Origin of the sequence: Streptomyces sp. AC555_RSS877, assembly GCF_019049245.1 — a bacterium.
Lineage (GTDB): Bacteria > Actinomycetota > Actinomycetes > Streptomycetales > Streptomycetaceae > Streptomyces.
On the sequence record NZ_JAGMUK010000082.1, the window covers coordinates 1 to 19,528 of the forward strand.

The window sequence follows — 19,528 nt, forward strand, 5'->3', positions numbered from 1 at the left end:
GCCCCGATCTTCGACCTCGTCGACTACGGCGTCGTCGGCGACCTCTTCGACGTCGTCCCCCAGCTCACCGAGGAGATCACGACCCGCAAGGGCTGATCCCGCTCAGGGCGTGACAAGGCCCCCGTGACCGCTTGTGCGGCCTCACGGGGGCCTTCGTCATCCCAGGGTCACGGACGCCTGCACCGGCAGGTGGTCGCTCGGGAACTGCCCGCCCGGCGCGAAGGTGTTGATCGAGGCGCGGTGGGTGGTGACGCCCGAGGAAGCGAGGATCCAGTCGATGCGCTCGCCGTCGGGAGTCAGCGGCTGGTAGCCGTGGAAGGTGCCGTACAGCCTGCTCCGCTCGGCTGCGTCGTCCCAGGTGTCGACCAGGCCCGCGCCCAGCATCGTGTGGTAGACCGCGTTCTGGTGGGCGGCGACGTTGAAGTCGCCGGTCATCAGGAGCGGGAGCCGGTCGAGTCCGGCGATGCGCTGGATGATCAGTGACGCGGCACGCGTGCGTGCGTACTGGCTGGCGTTGTCGAGGTGGGTGTTCAGGACGTAGAACTCCCGGCCGCCGTCGAGCAGATCGCGGAAGCGGACCCAGGTCGCCATCCGGACGGAGGCGCCGTGCCAGGTGTTCGAGCCGATCGCGTCCGGGGTGCCGGAGAGCCAGAAGTGGTCGTACTCCCGTGGTTCCAGTCGACGGGTGTCGTAGAAGACGGCCATGAACTCGTTGCGGCTGCCGCCGGCGCGGCCGGTGCCGATCCAGTCGTAGTGCGGTCCGAGGTCGGACTCGATGTCGCGCAGTTGCTGGTAGATGCCCTCCTGGGTGCCGATGACCGCCGGGGCCTCGCGGCGCAACAGCTCGCGCAGAACCGGACGGCGGGCGGCCCAGCTGTTGGGTTCCGTGGTGCTCGCGAACCGGAGGTTGAGGGTCATCACCTCCAGCCTGCGGTCCTTGCGGCGCAGGGCGGAGACGGACGACGTGGTGAACAGGGGCACGGCCAGCGCGGCGGCCACCACCGTCCGCAGGCCCGACCTACGGGTCACTCTCCTCATGTCCGACACGCGATCCCCTCCCCCGAGAGTCAGGATGACGGATGAGCCCTGCCGTGCGGAAGAAGGCATAGGGGCGGGAGTGGCCCGACGGATCACGGTACGGACGGTGTTGACCGGCGGGAAGCTCCACCGATAGCTTCGTTCTACGGATTGTTGATTCCGTAGAGCGGAAAACTGGAGGGTGTCGGATGGGTCAGGGCCAGCAGGAGCAGGTGGCGACGAGCCTCGCGGGCGCCGTGAGCGAGGAGATCAGCGCCTCCCTCGCCCCGGTCGATGCCGAACTGGAGCGCCGCTATCCCGGAGACCCCGGCACCCGCCAGCCCGTCCACACCGTGTACGTCCCCGGCGACGCCTTCGCCGCCGACACCATCCGCTCCTGGGGCGACCAGGCCCTCGCCGCCCTCGACGAACACGCCCCGGACGCCGCCTCCTTCGCCGCGGTCCTCGGTCTGTCCGACGAACTCGCCGGCCCCGTCCACTCCCGCGTCCGCGCCAAGCTGGAGCACGAGCCCGTCGAGGACCTGCGGGTCGACTTCGAGGACGGCTACGGCCCCCGCCCGGACGCCGAGGAGGACGAGGCGGCGGCCCGTGCGGCCCGCCTGATCGCCGAGGCGTACGAGAACGGCACCGCGGCTCCGTACATGGGCATCCGCATGAAGTGCTTGGAGGCGGCCGTCCGCGACCGGGGCATCCGCACCCTCGACATCTTCCTCACCGGCCTGATGGAGGCCGGCGGCCTGCCCGACGGACTCGTGCTGACGCTGCCGAAGGTGACCTACCCCGAGCAGGTCACCGCCATGGTCCGGCTCCTGGACGCCTTCGAGAAGGCGCGCGGCCTCGAGCCCGGCCGGATCGGCTTCGAGATCCAGATCGAGACCAGCCAGTCCATCCTGGCCACCGACGGCACCGCCACGGTCGCCCGCATGATCCAGGCGGCCGAGGGCCGCGCCACCGGCCTGCACTACGGCACCTTCGACTACAGCGCCTGCCTGGGCGTGTCCGCCGCCCACCAGGCGAGCGACCATCCGGCCGCCGACCACGCCAAAGCGATCATGCAGGTCGCCGCCGCGGGGACGGGCGTACGCGTGTCGGACGGCTCGACGAACGTGCTCCCGGTCGGCCCGACCGCCAAGGTCCACGACGCCTGGCGCCTGCACTACGGCCTCACCCGCCGCGCCCTGGCCCGCGCCTACTACCAGGGCTGGGACATGCACCCGCGGCACATCCCGACCCGCTACGCGGCCGTCTTCGCCTTCTACCGCGAGGGCTTCGAACAGGCCGCCGCCCGCCTCGCCCGCTACGCCAACCGCACCGGCGGAGACGTCATGGACGAGCCCGCCACCGCCAAGGCCCTCAGCGGCTACCTCCTGCGCGGCCTCGACTGCGGCGCCCTCGACATCGCCGAGGTCGCCCGCCTCACCGGCCTGACCCGGGCCGACCTCCAGGGCTTCGCGGCACCCAGGCGGGGCGACCTCACGACCTCCGGGAAGTAGCGGGCATGTCACAACGGCCACCGTCGGCCGATGTCGTCGCTCCCGCCCCGTAGGCTGTACGGCACGCAGGGACGGGTCACAGGAACGGGGCGGCGGTGTCTTCGGGGGAGTACGGACAGGCGGACGGGGCGGGGCGGGTGCTGGCCGGACGTTACCGGGTGGTGGGCCAGCTCGGACGCGGCGGTATGGGTGTCGTGTGGCGGGCCGTCGACGAGGTCCTCGGACGTGAGGTCGCCGTCAAGGAGCTGCGGACCTACACGGACGCCGACGGGCCCGAACTCGCCGGGCTGCGGCTGCGGATGCAGCGCGAGGCCCGTGCGGCGGCCCGGGTGCGGCATTCCGGGGTGGTGGCCGTGCACGACGTCACCGAGCTCGACGGCCGACCGCTGATCGTGATGGAACTGGTGGACGGGCCGTCCCTGGACGACGTCCTGCGCGAGCGCGGCACCTTGGACCCGCACGAGGCGGCCGGGATCGGCGCCAAGGTCATGGACGCGCTGGCCGCCGCGCACCGCGCCGGCGTCCTGCACCGGGACGTGAAGCCCGGCAACATCCTGCTCGACCGCTCCGGCCGGGTCGTGCTCACCGATTTCGGCATAGCCACCATGGAGGACCCGGGCGACGGCTCGGCCACCCACCTCACCCGCAGCGGCGAACTCGTCGGCTCCCTGGACTACTTGGCGCCCGAACGCGCGCAGGGCGCCGACCCCGGCCCCGCCTCCGACATCTGGGCCCTGGGCGCCACGCTGTTCGCGGCGGTCGAGGGCGCCTCGCCCTTCCGCCGTACGTCCACCTTCTCCACCCTCACGGCAATCGTCAGCGAGCCCATCCCCGAACCCCGGCGGGCCGGACGCCTGGGGCCCGTTCTGCAACGCCTGCTGGACAAGCGGCCCGAGTCCCGCCCGGAAGCGGGCGAGGCGCGAGAGCTGCTGCAGGCGGTGGCGGACTCGGAGGGGACGGACACTCCGACGACGACGCTGCGGGGGGCGACGGGCGTGGTGGGCGCGACGGAGGTCGCGAAGCCGACGGTGGAGGAGACGAAGCGAAGCTTCCCGGCGCCGCCGCCGTCCGAGGAGGCCGCCGCGCCCGTACCCGCGGCCGCGCCCGCACCTGCTCCCGTACCTGCGCCTGCTCCCGATCCCGAACCTGTGGCGGCTCCCGTACCCGGAGCCTCCCCTCCCACCGGCCTCATGCCCGCGACCACCCGGACCCGCCGCAAGGGCCGCGCCGCCCTCCTCGCCGCCGCGGCCGTCGCCGTTGTCCTGGCCACGGCCGGGGCCACCGTCGCCCTGCTGAACGACCAGCAGGACACCGGAGCCGGTGCGCGGCCCACGACGTCCGCCGGCTCGGCCGGCGCCTCCGAGGCGGCGGACCGGGCCGCGGCCGGCCGTACGGGCGGCCCCGAGCCGACCGAGAAGGAGGCCGCCGACAAGACTGCGCCGACGCCCGAGCCCACGCGTGGCGGGACCGACACCACGCCCTCCGGCGGGGCCACCACGTCCGCCCCGCCCAAGGCCCCGGAAAGCGGCACCGACGGCAGCACCCCCGGCGGCGGTTCGGGAGACGACGGTACGGCGACCACCGCGGCCCCCGCCTGCCACTCCATCGGCGGCGGCAAGTACAACTGCGAGGTCTGGCGCACCGCGAAGTCGTACACGGCCTCCGGCACCGAGGTCGGCGTCCTCAACGAGGGCACCAACTACTTCTACTGCCAGGAGAACCTGGGCCGTCGCGAGACGTCCGGCGAGTGGACCAACGTCTGGTGGGCCAAGACGGACGACGACAGCGGAAACACCGGCGTCTACGTCTCCGACGTCTACGTCATGGGCGGCGACAACGACGAGCCGGTCCCGGGGCTCCCGGTCTGCTGAACCCGCACATGCCGCTCCAGGCCGGAAGCCGTCACCCGCTTCTCGTCCTTGAACAGCCGCGTCCCCCGCTCGCACAGATGCCGGTCGGCACGGGCCCGCGCGCAGAACTCCTCGGGCGTGACCCCGAACAGTTCCCGCAACCGGGCGGATCCCACGAGGAGTTCGGTGAGCAGCGCCCGCTGGCCCGGGTGCGTGCGGGGGGCGCCGGTGCCGGTGCCGTCGTGCAGGACGCCGTGGCGGTTGACGTAGGCGTACACGCCCGGCAGCGTCACTCCCGCCCTCAGCTCGACCCGCACCTCGGGCGCGGACAACCAGGCACGGCCGTAGTTGCCGTTCGGCAGCGGCACACCCTCGCTCGCGTCGATCACCGCGAGCTGCTGGGCGTCGAGCCAGATGACGAACAACTCCCGTACGGTCCCCGGCGCGTCGAAGGGTGACGCGGACACGTACCCCATACGGCTCACATGTGCGGAGACGCCCACGTCGACGCCCGTGACGGTGGCCTTCACCATCGGGATGGGGGAGGCGATCTGGGCCTGGGCCATCTTGTGGCGGAGCTGGCCGGGGCTGGCGTTGGAGCCGACCGCGAGGACGGGCGTGCGGTCCTCGTGGACGAACTGGTCGTGGGGCAGGAAGTGGTCTCCGTCCAGGAGCCCGGAATCCTGCGGCCAGGCTCCCGGGTAGAGGAGCGGACGGTTGCGCGGGGCCTCGGCGAGGCCCAGGGCGAGGAGAGTGCGGTTCTTCATGGGCTGCTCAGTCCGCCGGCGGCAGCTCGCCCGAGCCGCGGGTGACGAGCCGGGTCGGCAGCTCGATCCGCTCCGGGGTGAGCAGGGTGCCGTCCAGCTGGCGGAAGAGACGGTCGGCGGCCGTACGGCCCAGGGTCGCAGCGTCCTGGGCCACGACCGTGACGCCGGGCTGGAGCAGGTCGGCGAGCTCGATGTCGTCGAAGCCCACCAGGGCGACTTGGCGGGCGTGTTCGGCGAGGACCCGGATCACGGTGACCGTCACCCGGTTGTTGCCCGCGAAGACGGCGGTGACGGGGGAGGGGCCGGACAGCATCTCCTCGGCCGCCCGCCGCACCCGCCCGGGGTCGGTGACGCCCAAGGACATCCAGGCGTCCTCCACCGGTATCCCCGCGTCCTCCATGGCGGCCCGGTAGCCGCGCAGCCGCTCGGCGGCGGTGTGGATGCGGGGCATGTCGCCGATGAACCCGACCCGCCGGTGGCCGTGGGCGATGAGGTGGGCCACGCCGTCGCGGGCGCCGCCGTAGTTGTCCGACAGGACCACGTCGGCGTCGATCTTCCCGGCCGGACGGTCCACGAAGACCGTCGCGACCCCTGCCTTCAACTCGGGCTCGAGGTAGCGGTGGTCGTCACCGGCCGGGATCACCACCAGCCCGTCCACCCGCCGCGCGCACAGCGCCAGCACCAGTTCCTGTTCGCGCTCCGGGTCCTCGGCGCTGGAGCCGTTGATCAGCAACGCTCCGTGGGCGCGGGCCACCTCCTCGACCGCGCGGCTGAGCGGCCCGTAGAACGGGTCCGCCAGGTCCTCCAGGACCAGCCCGATGCTGGCGGTGCGGCCCTTGCGCAGCACCCGCGCGCTGTCGTTGCGCCGGAAGCCCAGCGCGTCGATGGCCTCCTGGACGCGGCGCTCCGTCTCGGTGGTGACTCCGGGCTCCCCGTTGACCACACGCGAGACCGTCTTCAGCCCGACACCGGCCCGCGCGGCCACGTCCTTCATGGTCGGACGGTTGCCGTAGCGGCTGGCCGAGATGCCGCCCGCGAAGCGGTCTGCTCGGCTGTGGGTCTCGGGCACGATGCGGTGTCCTGTCCTGTCGTCCACGGGGATGTGCAGATCCATGATGTTGTATGAGGATGTGGCGTCGAGCATAGAACCTGGACAACGTTGTCAGATGCGGGAGACACTGTCCATCGCAATCTCCGGCCTGCGCCCCCACCGCGAACCGGCCTGCTGTTTTCTCATGGTTCCCGAGATTGTTCTCATGTCTGACGGGGAGATCCGACACTGATGCACACCGACCTAGTGGCCGCGCTCGACATCGGCGGCACCAAGATCGCCGGGGCGCTGGTCGACGGCCACGGCCGGATCCAGGCCCGCGCGCAGCGCGCCACGCCGGCACGGGAGGACGGCGAGACGGTGATGCGCGCCGTCGAGGAGGTGCTCGGCGAGCTGACCGCATCGCCGCTGTGGGGACACGTCACGGCACTCGGCATCGGCAGCGCCGGCCCGGTGGACGCCTCCACCGGCACGGTGAGCCCGGTGAACGTACCCGGCTGGCGCGACTACCCCCTGGTCCACCGGGTGCGGGCCGCGGCCGGTGGGCTGCCCGTCGAGCTGATCGGCGACGGCGTCGCGATCACGGCCGCCGAGCACTGGCAGGGCGCGGCCCGAGGCCACGACAACGCCCTGTGCATGGTGGTCTCGACAGGCGTCGGCGGCGGTCTGGTCCTGGGCGGCCAACTGCACCCGGGGCCGACCGGCAACGCCGGTCACATCGGCCACATCAGCGTCGACCTCGACGGTGACCTGTGCCCGTGCGGCTCGCGCGGCTGTGTGGAGCGGATCGCCAGCGGCCCCAACATCGCCCGGCGGGCGATCGAGAACGGCTGGCGCCCCGGCCCGGACGGCGACGCGTCCGCCGCCGCGGTGGCCGCCGCCGCCCGAGCGGGCGACCCGGTCGCCGTGGCCTCCTTCGAACGGGCCGCCCAGGCGCTGGCCGCCGGGATCGCGGCCACCGCGACCCTCGTCGAGATCGACGTCGCCGTCATCGGCGGGGGCGTGGGGAAAGCGGGCGATGTGCTGTTCACGCCCCTGCGCAAGGCGCTGACCGACTACGCGACCCTGTCCTTCGTGCAGCGCCTGACGGTCACGCCCGCTCAGATGGGCACCGACGCGGGGCTGGTGGGGGCGGCCGCGGCGGCCCTCGCCAGACGGGTGGACACCGCTGCGGCGGGAGTCTGACGCACTCGGCAGGAACGTTTGCTCAGAGTTCGGCCGACCCCACGCGGGCCGGCCGAGCTCCGTGTTTCATGGCACGTCCGCGGTCGAACCTCGCCGCTTCGGGGTCGCTCCCGCAGCGCGTGTCCGTGCGCGACCTGCGCTCGGCGTGGCGCGTTCCTGCTGAAGAGTCGCCGTGTGGTTCCTGGCCGCCTGCCCGAGGCGGCGGGCTTCGCCCTCGCCCTCGCCGACTGGCCGGGGAGCCGTCGACGGCTGGTACGGCGGCTGCGCGGCGGAACCGGATCCTCAGCGCGAGCCCTCGGCGGTGGCTTCCGGCGACGCCGCGATCACTTCGGAGCCGGGGCGTGACCCCCGCGGCCGTTCGCCAGTTGAACCCGGCATGAAGAAGCGCAGCATGCTCGCCATCGCCTCCCTCGCCACCGGCTTCGTCGTCGCGGCGGTCTCCCCTTCCCACGCCGCGGGGGAGGAACGGGATGACCTCAACGTCGACAGGACCCTCAGTGCCCTCGACCAGACCGTCGCCAGCGACAGCCTGGCCGACCTCGACGACGGCACCCTCGGGCAGAACGGCTGACGAGGGCCGCTCAGCAGGACCGTGGCGCCGGCGCTCCCCGAAGAAGGGGGCGCCGGCGCCCGCTCGTGCGCCCTCAACTGCGGCTGGTTTCCGTGGCAGGGTGGAGCGGGCAAGCCTCAGGGGGCCGGTAGAAGAGGGGGAAACGTGATCGTCTGGGTCAACGGCGCGTTCGGTGCGGGGAAGACCACCACCGCACGGGAACTGATCGAACTGATCCCGAACAGCACGCTCTTCGACCCCGAGGTCCTGGGCGGAGCACTCTTGCACCTGCTGCCGCCCAAACACCTCGCCGAGGTCGGCGACTTCCAGGACCTGCCGATCTGGCGGCGACTCGTGATCGACACGGCGGCCGCGATGCTCGCCGAACTGGGCGGGACCCTGGTGGTCCCGATGACCCTGCTGCGCCAGGACTACCGGGACGAGATCTTCGGCGGCCTGGCCGCGCGCCGGGTCACCGTGCGGCACGTACTTCTCGCTCCGGCGGAAACGATCCTGCGTGAGCGAATAGCCGGGCGGGAGATCCCGCCGGACCTGCCCGACGGCGAGATACGGCAACGGCAGTGGGCGTACGACCACATCGAGCCGTACCGGTCCGCCCTCGCCTCCTGGCTCACCGCGGACGCCCACCTGATCGACTGCGGTGCCCTCACGCCCTACGAGACCGCCACCCGGATCGCGGAGGCCGTCAGCGCCGGGAACGTGCCGGTGTGCGACATCGTGCAGACACCCGAGCCGACCGCCGAGACGCTCGCGGCGGGCGTCCTGCTCTTCGACGAGCAGGACCGGGTGCTGCTCGTGGACCCCACCTACAAGCCTGGCTGGGAGTTTCCCGGCGGCGTCGTGGAACCCGGCGAGGCGCCCGCCCGCGCCGGAATGCGCGAGGTCGAGGAGGAGACCGGGATCCGCCTGGACGACGTGCCCCGCCTCCTCGTCGTCGACTGGGAGCCGCCCGCGCCCCCCGGCTACGGCGGTCTGCGTCTCCTCTTCGAAGGCGGCCGGCTCGACTCCGCCGACGCGGAGCGCCTCCTGCTGCCGGGCCCCGAGCTGCGCGGCTGGTGCTTCGCCACCGAGGAGGAGGCCGCCGACCTGCTGCCGCCCGTCCGCTACGAGCGGCTGCGCTGGGCCCTGCGGGCGCGGGAACGAGGCGCGGCGATGTATCTGGAGGCGGGCATTCCTACGCCGTGACCTGCCGGCCGGTCACCCCACCCACGGCCGGGGACAGGGCGTCGGTCCGGTCTCCTCCCGCAATCGCGGGCCGACTCGGTCATGACCCGGGCCTGGCCTGCCCGGCGTCAGCGCGCCCAGGTCAGTAGGTGTCCGCCGATCTCCGAAGCGCTGTCGACGCCTGGCCGATCACCGGATCACCGTGGCCGAAACAGGCCAGATCCGCCTCCAGCGTCGCCAGCCGCCGGAACGAGTCGAGGGCCTGGGCCCGGTCCAGGTTGAAGACGCCGAGCATCACGCTCCCGTCGACCGGTGACGCGGCCACGGCGTCCCCGGTGAACAGCACGCCGTGCCCAGGGAGGCGGAGTGCGATGCTGCCGTGCGTGTGGCCGGGGATGTGGACGACGTCCGCTCCGCCGCCGAAGTCCAGGACATCACCGTCGGACAGCTCGGTGACCTGCGGCGGACGCGCGTACTCCCCCTGCGGCAGGTGCCGTAGGGCCTGCGCGTGCAGCGGGCGCTCCCAGTCCTCGAACACCGGTGGCGGACCCGGAACCTCCCCCCGTACGACGGGGGCGTCCAGGCGGTGGGCCAGCACCTCGGCGCCGGTCGCCGCCGCGAGTTCGGCGGCGCCGCCCACGTGGTCCTCGTGGAAGTGGGTGAGCACGATCCGGCGTACACGCCCCAGGGGATCGGCGACTTCGGCGATCGACGCTCCGGAGCCCGGCGGTCCGGCGTCGATCACTGTCAACGCGTCGCCGTCGCGCCAGACGTAGGCCTGACCGACCGGGAAGCGCAGGAGGTAAAGGCGGGGGAGGAGTTCGAAGACGTCCATAAGTCGACCGTAGAAAGGCCCCCGTCCCATGACGAGGGCCCTCTGCCGACAGCAGAGCGCCGGGCCGGTTCAGCCTGCCGCGTAGTTGCGCAGGAACAGGGCCTCCGCCACCGAAAGGCGCTCGAGCTCCTGCGGGGACACGCTCTCGTTCACCGCGTGGATCCGGGCCTCCGGCTCGCTCAGGCCGATGAGCAGGATCTCCGCGTGCGGATAGAGGGCGGCGAGGGTGTTGCACAGCGGAATGGAGCCGCCCTGTCCGGCGTACTGCATCTCCTGGCCCGGGTACGCGACCGCCATCGCCTCGGTCATCGCGGCGTACGCCGGGCTGCTCGTGTCCGCGCTGAAGGCCTGGCCCTGGCCGATCTGCTCGGTGTGCATCCGGGCCCCCCACGGGGTGTGCGTCGCCAGGTGGGCCTCGAGCAGCTTGGTCGCCTCAGCCGCGTCCACGCCAGGCGGCACCCGCAGGCTGACCAGCGCGCGGGCGCTCGCCTGCACGGACGGGGTGGCGCCGACGACCGGCGGGCAGTCGATGCCGAGCACCGTGACGGCCGGGCGGGCCCAGATACGGTCGGCGACGGTGCCGGAGCCGATCAGCCGCACGCCGTCCAGCACCTGGGCGTCCTGGCGGAACTGCTCCTCGTCGTACTGCAACCCGTCCCAGGACGTCTCCGGAGTGAGCCCGTCGACCACGGTCGAGCCGTCCTCCGCGCGCAGCGAGTCCAGTACGCGGATCAGGGCGCCCAGCGCGTCCGGGGCGGCGCCGCCGAACTGGCCCGAATGCAGGTTGCCCTCGAGCGTGTCGATCTGGACACGCACCAAAGTCATGCCGCGCAGGGTGGAGGTGACCGTCGGCAGGCCGACCCGGAAGTTGCCCGCGTCGCCGATGACGATGGTGTCGGCCTCCAGGAGCTCGGGGTGCGCCTCGGCGTACCGCTCCAGGCCGCCCGTGCCCATCTCCTCCGAACCCTCGGCGATGACCTTGACATGCACCGGGACGCCGCCGTTCGCCTTGAGCGCGCGCAACGCCAGCAGATGCATGATCACCCCGCCCTTGCAGTCCGCGGCCCCGCGCCCGTACCAGCGGCCGTCGCGCTCGGTCAGCTCGAAGGGCGGAGTCGTCCAGGCGGCCTCGTCCAGCGGCGGCTGCACGTCGTAGTGGGCGTACAGCAGCACGGTCTTGGCGCCCGCGGGGCCGGGCAGATAGCCGTACACCGACTGGGTGCCGTCGGGGGTGTCGAGCATGGCCACGTCCCTGAAGCCCTCGGCGGTCAGCGCGTCGGCGACCCACCGCGCGGCGCCCTCGCTCTCGCTCTTCGGGAACTGGTCGAAGTCCGCCACCGACTTGAAGGCCACCAGCTCGGTGAGCTCCTCCTTCGCCCTCGGCATCAGCGAGGCGACGGTCTCGGCGACCGGATTCGACGACATGGGCACGCTCCTTGTGGGTGCGACGTTGTACCGATGAGTGCCGTAGATCCTCCCACAGCGGCCTGAGAGGACGTCCCCCGTAGGATGCGGGGGACAGGTGCGGCAGCGGCTTGATCGGGAGCAGTAGACCAACGTGAGCAGCGAGAACTCTTCGGCGGACGACGAGCAGCGGGTGTGGGACGTCGTCGTGGTGGGCGCGGGACCCGCGGGGGCCTCGGCCGCCTACGCGGCGGCGGTCGCGGGACGGCGCGTGCTGTTGCTGGAGAAGGCGGAGCTGCCGCGCTACAAAACGTGCGGCGGCGGCATCATCGGCCCCTCGCGCGACGCCCTGCCACCCGGCTTCGAGCTGCCGTTCCGGGACCGGGTACACGCGGTGACGTTCTCGCACAACGGCCGCTTCGCCCGCACCCGTCGCTCCCGGCAGATGCTGTTCGGGCTGATCAACCGGCCCGAGTTCGACCAGCAGCTGGTCGAGCACGCCCAGAAGGCGGGCGCGGAGCTGCGGACGGGCGTCACCGTGCAGCGGGTCGAGCAGCACGGCTCGACCGTGCCCGACCGGCGCACGGTCGCGGTGGTCCTGCAGGGCGGTGAGACGGTGCTCGCGCGGGCGGTCGTCGGAGCCGACGGCAGCGCCAGCCGCATAGGAGCTCATGTCGGGGTGAAGCTCGACCAGGTGGACCTCGGCCTGGAGGCGGAGATCCCGGTGCCGGAGACGGTCGCCGAGGACTGGAAGGGGCGGGTGCTCATCGACTGGGGGCCGATGCCCGGCAGCTACGGCTGGGTCTTCCCCAAGGGCGACACGCTCACGGTCGGCGTGATCTCCGCGCGCGGCGAGGGCGCCGCGACCAAGAGGTACCTGGAGGACTTCATCGGCCGGCTCGGTCTCGCCGGTTTCGAGCCGAGCATCTCCTCCGGCCACCTGACCCGCTGCCGCGCCGACGACTCCCCGCTGTCGCGGGGGCGGGTGCTGGTGTGCGGGGACGCGGCGGGGCTTCTGGAGCCGTGGACCCGCGAGGGAATCTCCTTCGCGTTGCGTTCCGGCCGGCTCGCGGGGGAGTGGGCGGTGCGGATCGCGGAGGCGCACGACGCGGTGGACACCCGCCGGCAGGCCCTGAACTACGCGTTCGCGATCAAGGCCGGGCTCGGCGTCGAGATGAGCGTCGGGAAGCGGCTGCTGATCGCGTTCGAGCGGCGCCCCGGCCTGTTCCACGCGGGGCTGACCGGCATTCGCCCGGTCTGGAAGGCGTTCATGGACATCACCCGCGGGGCGACGTCGCTGGGCGAGATCGTCCGCACCCGTCCGATGGCCCAGCGTGCGCTGACCGCGCTGGACCGGCGGCAGTCCGGCTCCACGGGCGACGTCAGCCCGTGACGGTGATGCGGAAGACGGGGTGGTCGGGGGCGATCCGGCGCAGGTCGGCGTCAGGTGAGTCGGGGCCCACGCCGTTGAAGAAGACACCGGCCTCGGCCTTCCAGCGCTTGAGGTAGGCGCGCAGCAGCGGCACCTTGTCGTCGCCGGTGACCTCGGTCGCGGTGAACACGGACACGTCCTTGCCGAGGCGCAGTTCACCGCCGCCGGCCGCGCGCATGTTGTGCGTCCACTGGACGTGACCGCGGGGAGCGACCAGGTACCGCTGTCCGTCCACGGTCAGCAGGTTCACGGGGGTGGTCCGCCACTCGCCGCTCTTGCGGCCGCGGACCGCCAGGACCCGGGAGCCCCAGACGCTGATGCCCCGGCGGGTCATCCAGGCCACGACACGGTTGAGGACGTTGACGGTGAACCAGCCGGGCTTCTGGACGTGTGTGGTCATGCGGACTCCCGTGGAAAGTGGAGAGCGCCGCTCTCATTTGTGAGCACTGCTCTCGCTTGATGAAGAGTCTGCCGCAGTGGGGCGGTCCGGGCAAGAGCACTGCTCTCTTTTTTGTTCGTCGCTCTTGTTTGTGTGCACCGCTCTCGCTCGGTGGGAGACTCATGCCATGAGCAGCACCGCCCACGGCGCCCGAGCCCGCGCCAGAACCGAAGTCACCGCGGCCATCAAGGACGAGGCGCGCAGCCAGCTCGCGGCCGAGGGTGCCGCCAAGCTCTCGCTGCGTGCCGTGGCCCGTGCACTCGGCATGGTCTCCTCCGGGCTGTACCGCTACTTCCCCAGCCGCGACGACCTGCTGACCGCACTCATCATCGACGCCTACGACTCCCTCGGCGAGACCGCGGAGCAGGCACATGCCGCGGCCGCGGCCGCCGACGAGGGGCCCGTCCGGCGCTGGTCGGCGGTGTGCGAGGCGGTGCGCGCCTGGGCGATCGAGCGCCCGCACGAGTACGCGCTGGTCTACGGATCGCCGGTTCCGGGCTACACCGCGCCGGAGTCCACCGTCCCGGCCGCCTCCCGCGTCGGACTCGTCCTCATCGGCATCCTGCGCGACGCCCACCGGGGCCCCGGAGTGACCGAGCCCCCGCTGCCCGCCGAGCTGCGGCCCGAGGCCGACCGGATGACCGCCGATCTCGCCCCGGACCTCCCGCCCGAGGCGGTCACGGCGCTCGTCGCGGCCTGCGCCCAGCTCGGCGGGCTGATCGGATTCGAGCTGTTCGGGCAGTTCAACCGGGTGGTGGAGGACCGCGAGCAGTTCTTCCGGCATGCGGTGACGCGCCTCGCCCACGGGGTGGGGCTGATGGATCCGCAGTAAGGGGTCCTTTCACTATGAGCGTCTGATCAGGTCGCGTGGTCTGGTGCCGTGCATCGCAAGGCGCCGGAGCGGCCGCGATGGGGGTCCCCCCGCGCGAGGTTGTTCGAGCGTGAGGGAGGAGCCACGTGGGCGTTTCGGCAACGCGGCGAGGTGCGGTGCCAGGCCGCGCGACCCGGACGGGCATAGTGAAAGGACCCCTAAGGGCGCGGCCCGCGGCCGGCGTACTTCACGGGGAGTACGCGTGATCACCGCGCTCGGCTGACGCCGCCGACCGTCCCGGCGTCTAGCGTGGCGGTCATGGACGTGGAGCGCGTACGCGGGAGCGGCCCGCCGCAGTGGTGGCGGCACGGGCCGCCGTGGCCGCACCGCGGGGACGAGGAGGAGCGGGGCCCCCGGTGGCCGTGGCGGTCCACCGCGCTGTTCACCGTGTTCGTACTCGTCGGGTCGGACTACGCGGCCACCCAGCCCGGCGAGCGGGCCCCCCTCGACCCCTTCGCGCGCGTCCTGCTGGTCCTGGGGTCGGGCCTGCTGCTGTGGCGGTGGCGGCATCCGGTGCTCGTCGTGTTCGGCACGGCGACGGCCGCCATGCTCTACCTGGGCGCGGGCTACCCGTACGGGCCGGTCTTCCTGGCGGTCGCACTGGCCTGCTTCAACGCCGTCGTCACGGGGCACCGCCGGTCCGCCTGGGCGGCTCTGGCGGTGCTCTGGGCCGGGCATGTGCTGGTCGCCCACTGGCTGTACCGGTGGCTGCCGCCGGCCGGGGACTCCGCCGCGTCCTGGGGGCAGGAGGTCGTGGTCGCCACCTGGATGGTGATGATCCTCGCGGTGTCGGAGCTCGCCCGCACCCGACGCGAGCAGTGGGCCCGCGAGCGGGCCGAGCGCGCGCAGGCGGCGCGGCGGCGCGCCGACGAGGAAAGGCTGCGGATCGCCCGTGAGCTGCACGACGTCCTCGCGCACAGCATCTCGGTCATCAACGTGCAGGCGGGCGTCGGCCTCGCGCTCCTCGACACGGACCCGGAGCAGGCGCGCACGGCCCTCACCACCATCAAGTCCGCGAGCAAGGAGGCGCTGGGCGAGGTACGCCAGGTGCTCGACACGCTGCGCACCCCGGGGGACGCGCCGCGCGCACCGGCGCCCGGCCTCGACCGGCTGCCCGAACTGGTGGAACAGGCGGCGGACGCGGGCCTCACCGTCGAGGTCGAGGGAAACCCGCCGCGGCTCGCCCCCGGCACGGACCTCGCCGCGTTCCGGATCGTCCAGGAGGCCCTGACCAACGTCGTACGGCACTCCGGTTCCCGGCACGCGCGCGTGCGGCTCGATCACGACGGCGGGGCGCTGCGGCTGCGTATCGACGACGACGGACCCGCCGCCGGCGCCGGCGCGGGCGGCAGCGGCAACGGTCTGGCCGGAATGCGGGAACGGGCCGCCGCGCTGGGTGGCACGATCGAGGCGGGCCCGCGAGCCGACGGCGGGTTCCGGGTGCTGGCCCTGCTGCCGTCGAAGGTGAAGACCGAGGAGGACGACCGGTGATCCGCGTACTGCTCGCCGACGACCAGTCACTGGTGCGGGCCGGTTTCCGGGCGCTGCTCGACGCACAGCCGGACATCGAGGTGACCGGAGAGGCCGCCGACGGGGAGGAAGCGCTGCTAAGGGTGCGCGAACTGCGCCCCGACATCGTCCTGATGGACATCCGCATGCCGCTGCTGGACGGCCTCGTCGCGACCCGGCGCATCACCGGGGACGCGGCGCTGAGCCAGGTCAAGGTGGTCATGCTCACCACCTTCGAACTCGACGAGTACGTCTTCGAGGCGATCCGCTCGGGCGCCTCCGGCTTCCTGGTCAAGGACACCGAGCCGGAGGAACTTCTGCGCGCCGTACGGTCCGTGGTCGGGGGCGACGCACTGCTCTCGCCGGGCGTGACCCGCCGCCTGATCGCCGAGTTCGCCGCCCGCTCCAAGGAACCGGCGGCCGCCGACGCCCTCGTCCACCTCACCGAGCGGGAACGGGAGGTGATGGCCCTGGTCGGCATCGGCCTGTCCAACGACGAGATCGCCCGCCGCCTGGTCGTCAGCCCGCTCACCGCGAAGACCCATGTCAGCCGCACGATGGTCAAGCTGGGAGCCCGCGACCGGGCCCAACTCGTCGTCCTGGCCTACGAGTCCGGGCTGGTGCGGCCGGGCTGGCTGGGCTGAGGCCGCCCCGGCCGGAACCGGACCAGCACGCTGATGACCCGGGCGAGGAAGAGGACGGGCGCGAGCACCATGGCGGTGCTGAGCAGCAGGAGCTCCACGGTGGACGGCAGTTCGAACAACAACGCCGGACCCGCGACCGCCCCGAAGACGACCGCCGCCGCGAGCGCCGCGCTGAACAGCGCGTACCCGATCTCGACGGTGATCGCGTCCCGCTCGGTCTGACCGCGCCGGCCCCCGTACGTCTCCACCATGGAAGTCTCACAGCCGTGTGCCCGGCGGGGCAAGCAGACCCCGCCGGGCACAGGCATCGGCGACGTTCCCGTAGGTCCTGTCCGGCGGATCATGCCGCAGACGCGGGGCCTGGCACGCCGAGCTGCGGGGTTGTCGTCGGTTGCCGACTCCTCCACTCTCGACTTCGCTCGAGCGGGGGGGGGACCCCCATGGCGTCGACGCTCTCCTCCGCCTTGCAGCTCGACGCACCAGGCCCCGCTCACCTGCGCGATGAGGCGCCGCGGATGTCCTGCGACTTGATCCGCCGGACAGGCCCTAGTCGCGTACGGTGACGCGCTCCGTCTCCTTCACAGTGGACTGGGCGACCACGACCGACGGCTGCGTGCGGCGCGTCGGCCGCAGGCCGGTGAGTGTGATCAGGAGGCCGGCCGCCGCGACGACGGTCACCACGACCAGTCCGGGCCGGTAGCTGTCCAGGACGGCCTGCGGGGTGGCGTTCTCGGGCGCACCCGCGGTCACCACGGCCGTGACGACGGCCAGGAAGATCGCGCCGCCGACCTGCACGGAGGTGTTGAGCAGTCCGGAGACCATGCCCTGCTCGTGGTCCTCGACACCGTTGGTGGCCTGGATGTTGAGGGACGGGAAGACCAGTGCGCAGGCGGCGCCGATGAGCAGCATCGACGGCAGGATGACCGCCGCGTACACCGGGTCGAGGTCGACCCGCAGGAACAGCGCGTACCCGACGACCATCAGCGCGAAGCCGATGGCGATCAGCCGCTGGGTGCCGTAGCGGTCGACGATCGAGCCGACCTTCGTCGAGGACAGCGCCACCAGCGCGCCCGCGGGCAGGAAGGCGAGCGCGGTGTGCAGTGCCGACCAGCCGAGCAGGGACTGCATGTAAAGCGTCACCAGGAACTGGAAGCCGACGTACGAGCCGAAGAACGCCATCGCGCCGAGCTGGGCGCGGATCTGGGTGCCGGAACGCAGCACGCCGAGCCGGATCAGCGGTCCTGCCGAGCGCCGCTCGACCAGGACGAACACCGTGAGCAGGACGGCGACGGCGAGGAAGGACAGCAGCGTGCGGGCCGAGGTCCAGCCGGCCTCCGGGGCCTGTACGACGGTGAAGACCAGCAGCAGCATCGAGGCGGTGCCGAGGACGGCGCCGGGGATGTCGTAGCCGTTGTGGTCCTTCTCCCGGGCGCTGCGCGGCAGCAGTTTCAGACCGGCGGCCAGGGCGATCAGGGCGATGGGGGCGGGCAGCAGCATGGTGAGGCGCCAACTGGCCTCGGTGAGCAGGCCGGACAGCACCAGTCCCATCGAGAAGCCGGTGGCGGCGCAGGTGGTGTAGATGGAGAGGGCGCGGTTGCGCAGCGGGCCCTGCGGGAACGTCGTGGTGATGATCGACAGGCCGGCGGGAGCGGTGAAGGCCGCGCTCAGGCCCTTGATGAAGCGGCTGGCGATCAGCAGCGGGCCCGAGTCGACGAGGCCGCCGAGCAGTGAGGCGACGGCGAAGACGCCCAGGGCGATCAGGAAGACCTGGCGCCGGCCCAGCAGATCGGCGGCCCGTCCGCCGAGGAGCAGCAGGCCGCCGTAGCCCAGGATGTAGCCGCTGACGATCCATTGCAGTGTCGAGGTGGACAGGCCGAGGTCGGCGCCGATGGAGGGCAGGGCGACGCCGACCATCGACACGTCCAGCGCGTCCAGGAACATCGCGGCGCACAGGACCAGCAGAGTGCCCCACAGCCGGGGCGTCCAACGCCCTTCGGACGTGGGAGTGGTGAGCGGAGAGGTCATGCCGGAGACACTACATGCGTATGCATTGAATGTAAGTGCATTTAATTCCGATGCAACAAACTTGTTCCTCTGCTACGGTGCGCTCATGGCGGCGAAGAAGGCCGAGCGGACGCTCGCGGACCAGTGGCGGGACATCCTGGCGCTGCATGCGCGCACCCAGTGCGAACTCGACCGCGCACTGCACCAACACGGCCTGTGCGGCAGCGACTTCGAGGTGCTCGACGTCCTGTCCGAACAGCGCGCGGACGGCGTCTGTTCCTACCGCGTCCAGGAGATCTCCGAGCGCGTCCACCTCAGCCAGAGCGCGCTGTCCCGGCTGGTCGCCCGGCTGGAGAAGGACGGCCTCGTCGAACGCGGGATGTGCGAGGAGGACCGGCGTGGCGTCCGTGTGGCCCTCACGTCGAAGGGCCGCGCGCTCCACGGCGACGTGCTGCCCCTGCAGCGCGCGGTACTGACGAGGATGCTCGCCTCCGGCTGAGCCGCGCTCGGCTTCACCCGATGGCGGACGTCTCCCGCCACAGTTCGGCGACCGAGGCGTCCCCGGACACGGCCGGGAACGGCAGCCGGTTCCACAACGACAGGTACAACTGCGCGGCGGGTCCGGCCACTTCGCAGTCGGCCTCCCCGGTGTCGCCCCGCTCCGCCGCCGGCGGCTCCTGAGTCAGTCGTACGGTCCACAGCGCGCCGTCGATGTCCGTCGCCCGCACCCGCAGCACCCGGGGTTCCTCGGTGCGCACCCTGCTCTTGGCGCGGGCGTGGAACCCGAGCAGCAACTCGTCGATGCCGTCCACCGCGAAGCCGCCGGCGATCTCGCCCGGGGTGCCGCCCCTGGCCGACTCGGCGTCGATCCGGTGCACGGCCGTCTCGTGCGCCTGCCGCCGGGCCCAGAACGCCAGTGGCGAGGGCGCGGGCAGGAAGTGCCAGCACCGGAGGTCGGGCGAGGCGGAGCGCAGGGTGTCGACGAGCCGCTCGTGGCCCTCCCGGAACCAGGCCAGCAGTTCGGCGTCGTCGAGGTCGGGCAGCTCTCCCATGGGGTGGTACGAGGTGTGTCCCTCGGCGACGAACGCCGTCGCCCAGCGATGCACCACGCCCGTGTGCAGCAGCAGGTCCGTCACCAGCCACCCCGGGCAGGTCGGCACCTTGGCACCGGTGCCGGCCTCCTCGGCGGCGGCGGCCAGCAGCCGGCCCTCTCGGTCAAGGATCGCAGTGAACTCGGCAGTCTCCATGCAGGTGAGTGTGCCGGATGGAGT

20 protein-coding genes are annotated in these 19,528 nt (G+C 72.3%); 11 read left to right on the plus strand and 9 right to left on the minus strand.

Annotation, left to right across the window (positions count from 1 at the left end):
* Window positions 1-156 precede the first annotated feature (156 nt).
* Complete coding sequence (locus KUM49_RS33650; RefSeq protein ID WP_254402198.1) at window positions 157-1,038, minus strand: endonuclease/exonuclease/phosphatase family protein; 882 nt, start codon at window positions 1,036-1,038, stop codon at window positions 157-159.
* A gap of 188 nt (window positions 1,039-1,226) precedes the next feature.
* Between KUM49_RS33650 and KUM49_RS33655 the strand changes: the two genes are divergently transcribed.
* Complete coding sequence (locus KUM49_RS33655; protein WP_217240759.1) at window positions 1,227-2,531, plus strand: aldolase/citrate lyase family protein; 1,305 nt, start codon at window positions 1,227-1,229, stop codon at window positions 2,529-2,531.
* 95 nt (window positions 2,532-2,626) lie between these two features.
* A complete protein-coding gene (locus KUM49_RS33660; RefSeq protein ID WP_217240760.1) occupies window positions 2,627-4,402 on the plus strand; it encodes a serine/threonine-protein kinase in 1,776 nt (591 codons plus the stop codon).
* Here the strand turns inward: KUM49_RS33660 and KUM49_RS33665 are convergent.
* Window positions 4,348-5,148 carry a hypothetical protein gene (locus tag KUM49_RS33665; protein ID WP_217240761.1) on the minus strand — a complete coding sequence of 267 codons (801 nt, stop codon included), beginning with the start codon at window positions 5,146-5,148 and terminating at the stop codon, window positions 4,348-4,350. The genes KUM49_RS33660 and KUM49_RS33665 overlap by 55 nt on opposite strands.
* A 7-nt stretch (window positions 5,149-5,155) precedes the next feature.
* Complete coding sequence (locus tag KUM49_RS33670; protein WP_217240845.1) at window positions 5,156-6,217, minus strand: LacI family DNA-binding transcriptional regulator; 1,062 nt, start codon at window positions 6,215-6,217, stop codon at window positions 5,156-5,158.
* A gap of 213 nt (window positions 6,218-6,430) precedes the next feature.
* On the opposite strand from KUM49_RS33670, the gene KUM49_RS33675 reads away from it, so the two are divergent.
* From KUM49_RS33675 to KUM49_RS33690, 4 genes are all read left to right on the plus strand, one after another.
* On the plus strand, window positions 6,431-7,384 hold the full coding sequence (locus tag KUM49_RS33675) for an ROK family protein (protein WP_217240762.1): 954 nt from the start codon (window positions 6,431-6,433) through the stop codon (window positions 7,382-7,384).
* Between the two features lie 174 nt (window positions 7,385-7,558).
* The gene (locus tag KUM49_RS33680) at window positions 7,559-7,729 is read left to right on the plus strand and encodes a hypothetical protein (RefSeq protein ID WP_217240763.1); all 171 of its coding nucleotides are present in this window, start codon (window positions 7,559-7,561) and stop codon (window positions 7,727-7,729) included.
* 31 nt (window positions 7,730-7,760) lie between these two features.
* Complete coding sequence (locus KUM49_RS33685) at window positions 7,761-7,955, plus strand: hypothetical protein (RefSeq protein ID WP_217240764.1); 195 nt, start codon at window positions 7,761-7,763, stop codon at window positions 7,953-7,955.
* Between the two features lie 144 nt (window positions 7,956-8,099).
* The gene (locus KUM49_RS33690) at window positions 8,100-9,140 is read left to right on the plus strand and encodes an NUDIX hydrolase (protein ID WP_217240765.1); all 1,041 of its coding nucleotides are present in this window, start codon (window positions 8,100-8,102) and stop codon (window positions 9,138-9,140) included.
* Window positions 9,141-9,261: 121 nt separating this feature from the next.
* Here KUM49_RS33690 and KUM49_RS33695 read toward each other — a convergent pair whose 3' ends face one another.
* Together KUM49_RS33695 and KUM49_RS33700 are read right to left on the minus strand one after the other, a co-directional pair.
* Window positions 9,262-9,954: an MBL fold metallo-hydrolase gene (locus tag KUM49_RS33695; protein ID WP_217240766.1), complete on the minus strand. Its 693-nt coding sequence runs from the start codon at window positions 9,952-9,954 to the stop codon at window positions 9,262-9,264.
* A gap of 69 nt (window positions 9,955-10,023) precedes the next feature.
* A complete protein-coding gene (locus KUM49_RS33700) occupies window positions 10,024-11,379 on the minus strand; it encodes a dipeptidase (protein WP_217240767.1) in 1,356 nt (451 codons plus the stop codon).
* Between the two features lie 133 nt (window positions 11,380-11,512).
* Between KUM49_RS33700 and KUM49_RS33705 the strand changes: the two genes are divergently transcribed.
* Window positions 11,513-12,751, plus strand: a complete 1,239-nt coding sequence (locus tag KUM49_RS33705; protein ID WP_217240768.1) for a geranylgeranyl reductase family protein — start codon at window positions 11,513-11,515, stop codon at window positions 12,749-12,751.
* Here the strand turns inward: KUM49_RS33705 and KUM49_RS33710 are convergent.
* A complete protein-coding gene (locus KUM49_RS33710) occupies window positions 12,741-13,190 on the minus strand; it encodes a nitroreductase family deazaflavin-dependent oxidoreductase (RefSeq protein WP_217240769.1) in 450 nt (149 codons plus the stop codon). The genes KUM49_RS33705 and KUM49_RS33710 overlap by 11 nt on opposite strands.
* Window positions 13,191-13,356: 166 nt before the next feature.
* Between KUM49_RS33710 and KUM49_RS33715 the strand changes: the two genes are divergently transcribed.
* The 3 genes from KUM49_RS33715 to KUM49_RS33725 all read left to right on the plus strand — a co-directional run bounded on the left by KUM49_RS33715 (window position 13,357) and on the right by KUM49_RS33725 (window position 16,253).
* Window positions 13,357-14,061 carry a TetR/AcrR family transcriptional regulator gene (locus KUM49_RS33715; protein WP_217240770.1) on the plus strand — a complete coding sequence of 235 codons (705 nt, stop codon included), beginning with the start codon at window positions 13,357-13,359 and terminating at the stop codon, window positions 14,059-14,061.
* A 297-nt stretch (window positions 14,062-14,358) separates the two neighbouring features.
* Window positions 14,359-15,591 (plus strand): sensor histidine kinase, encoded by a 1,233-nt coding sequence (locus tag KUM49_RS33720; protein WP_217240771.1) that lies wholly within the window; start codon window positions 14,359-14,361, stop codon window positions 15,589-15,591.
* Window positions 15,588-16,253, plus strand: a complete 666-nt coding sequence (locus tag KUM49_RS33725; RefSeq protein WP_217240772.1) for a response regulator transcription factor — start codon at window positions 15,588-15,590, stop codon at window positions 16,251-16,253. Before KUM49_RS33720 ends, KUM49_RS33725 begins: the two co-directional genes overlap by 4 nt.
* On the opposite strand, the gene KUM49_RS33730 is transcribed toward KUM49_RS33725, so the two are convergent.
* Together KUM49_RS33730 and KUM49_RS33735 are read right to left on the minus strand one after the other, a co-directional pair.
* Window positions 16,214-16,501 carry a DUF6332 family protein gene (locus KUM49_RS33730; RefSeq protein WP_217240846.1) on the minus strand — a complete coding sequence of 96 codons (288 nt, stop codon included), beginning with the start codon at window positions 16,499-16,501 and terminating at the stop codon, window positions 16,214-16,216. The genes KUM49_RS33725 and KUM49_RS33730 overlap by 40 nt on opposite strands.
* 298 nt (window positions 16,502-16,799) lie before the next feature.
* A complete protein-coding gene (locus tag KUM49_RS33735) occupies window positions 16,800-18,278 on the minus strand; it encodes an MFS transporter (protein WP_217240773.1) in 1,479 nt (492 codons plus the stop codon).
* Between the two features lie 85 nt (window positions 18,279-18,363).
* Between KUM49_RS33735 and KUM49_RS33740 the strand changes: the two genes are divergently transcribed.
* Window positions 18,364-18,756 (plus strand): MarR family winged helix-turn-helix transcriptional regulator, encoded by a 393-nt coding sequence (locus KUM49_RS33740; RefSeq protein WP_217240774.1) that lies wholly within the window; start codon window positions 18,364-18,366, stop codon window positions 18,754-18,756.
* A gap of 13 nt (window positions 18,757-18,769) precedes the next feature.
* On the opposite strand, the gene KUM49_RS33745 is transcribed toward KUM49_RS33740, so the two are convergent.
* A complete protein-coding gene (locus KUM49_RS33745) occupies window positions 18,770-19,504 on the minus strand; it encodes a maleylpyruvate isomerase family mycothiol-dependent enzyme (protein ID WP_217240775.1) in 735 nt (244 codons plus the stop codon).
* Window positions 19,505-19,528 lie beyond the last annotated feature (24 nt).

Bases quoted from the DNA above. Each gene is read 5' to 3' on its own strand.
- KUM49_RS33650 (WP_254402198.1), bottom strand. From the start codon at position 1,038: ATGAGGAGAGTGACCCGTAGGTCGGGCCTGCGGACGGTGGTGGCCGCC.
- KUM49_RS33655 (WP_217240759.1), top strand. From the start codon at position 1,227: ATGGGTCAGGGCCAGCAGGAGCAGGTGGCGACGAGCCTCGCGGGCGCC.
- KUM49_RS33665 (WP_217240761.1), bottom strand. From the start codon at position 5,148: ATGAAGAACCGCACTCTCCTCGCCCTGGGCCTCGCCGAGGCCCCGCGC.
- KUM49_RS33675 (WP_217240762.1), top strand. From the start codon at position 6,431: ATGCACACCGACCTAGTGGCCGCGCTCGACATCGGCGGCACCAAGATC.
- KUM49_RS33685 (WP_217240764.1), top strand. From the start codon at position 7,761: ATGAAGAAGCGCAGCATGCTCGCCATCGCCTCCCTCGCCACCGGCTTC.
- KUM49_RS33695 (WP_217240766.1), bottom strand. From the start codon at position 9,954: ATGGACGTCTTCGAACTCCTCCCCCGCCTTTACCTCCTGCGCTTCCCG.
- KUM49_RS33700 (WP_217240767.1), bottom strand. From the start codon at position 11,379: ATGTCGTCGAATCCGGTCGCCGAGACCGTCGCCTCGCTGATGCCGAGG.
- KUM49_RS33710 (WP_217240769.1), bottom strand. From the start codon at position 13,190: ATGACCACACACGTCCAGAAGCCCGGCTGGTTCACCGTCAACGTCCTC.
- KUM49_RS33715 (WP_217240770.1), top strand. From the start codon at position 13,357: ATGAGCAGCACCGCCCACGGCGCCCGAGCCCGCGCCAGAACCGAAGTC.
- KUM49_RS33720 (WP_217240771.1), top strand. From the start codon at position 14,359: ATGGACGTGGAGCGCGTACGCGGGAGCGGCCCGCCGCAGTGGTGGCGG.
- KUM49_RS33735 (WP_217240773.1), bottom strand. From the start codon at position 18,278: ATGACCTCTCCGCTCACCACTCCCACGTCCGAAGGGCGTTGGACGCCC.
- KUM49_RS33740 (WP_217240774.1), top strand. From the start codon at position 18,364: ATGGCGGCGAAGAAGGCCGAGCGGACGCTCGCGGACCAGTGGCGGGAC.
- KUM49_RS33745 (WP_217240775.1), bottom strand. From the start codon at position 19,504: ATGGAGACTGCCGAGTTCACTGCGATCCTTGACCGAGAGGGCCGGCTG.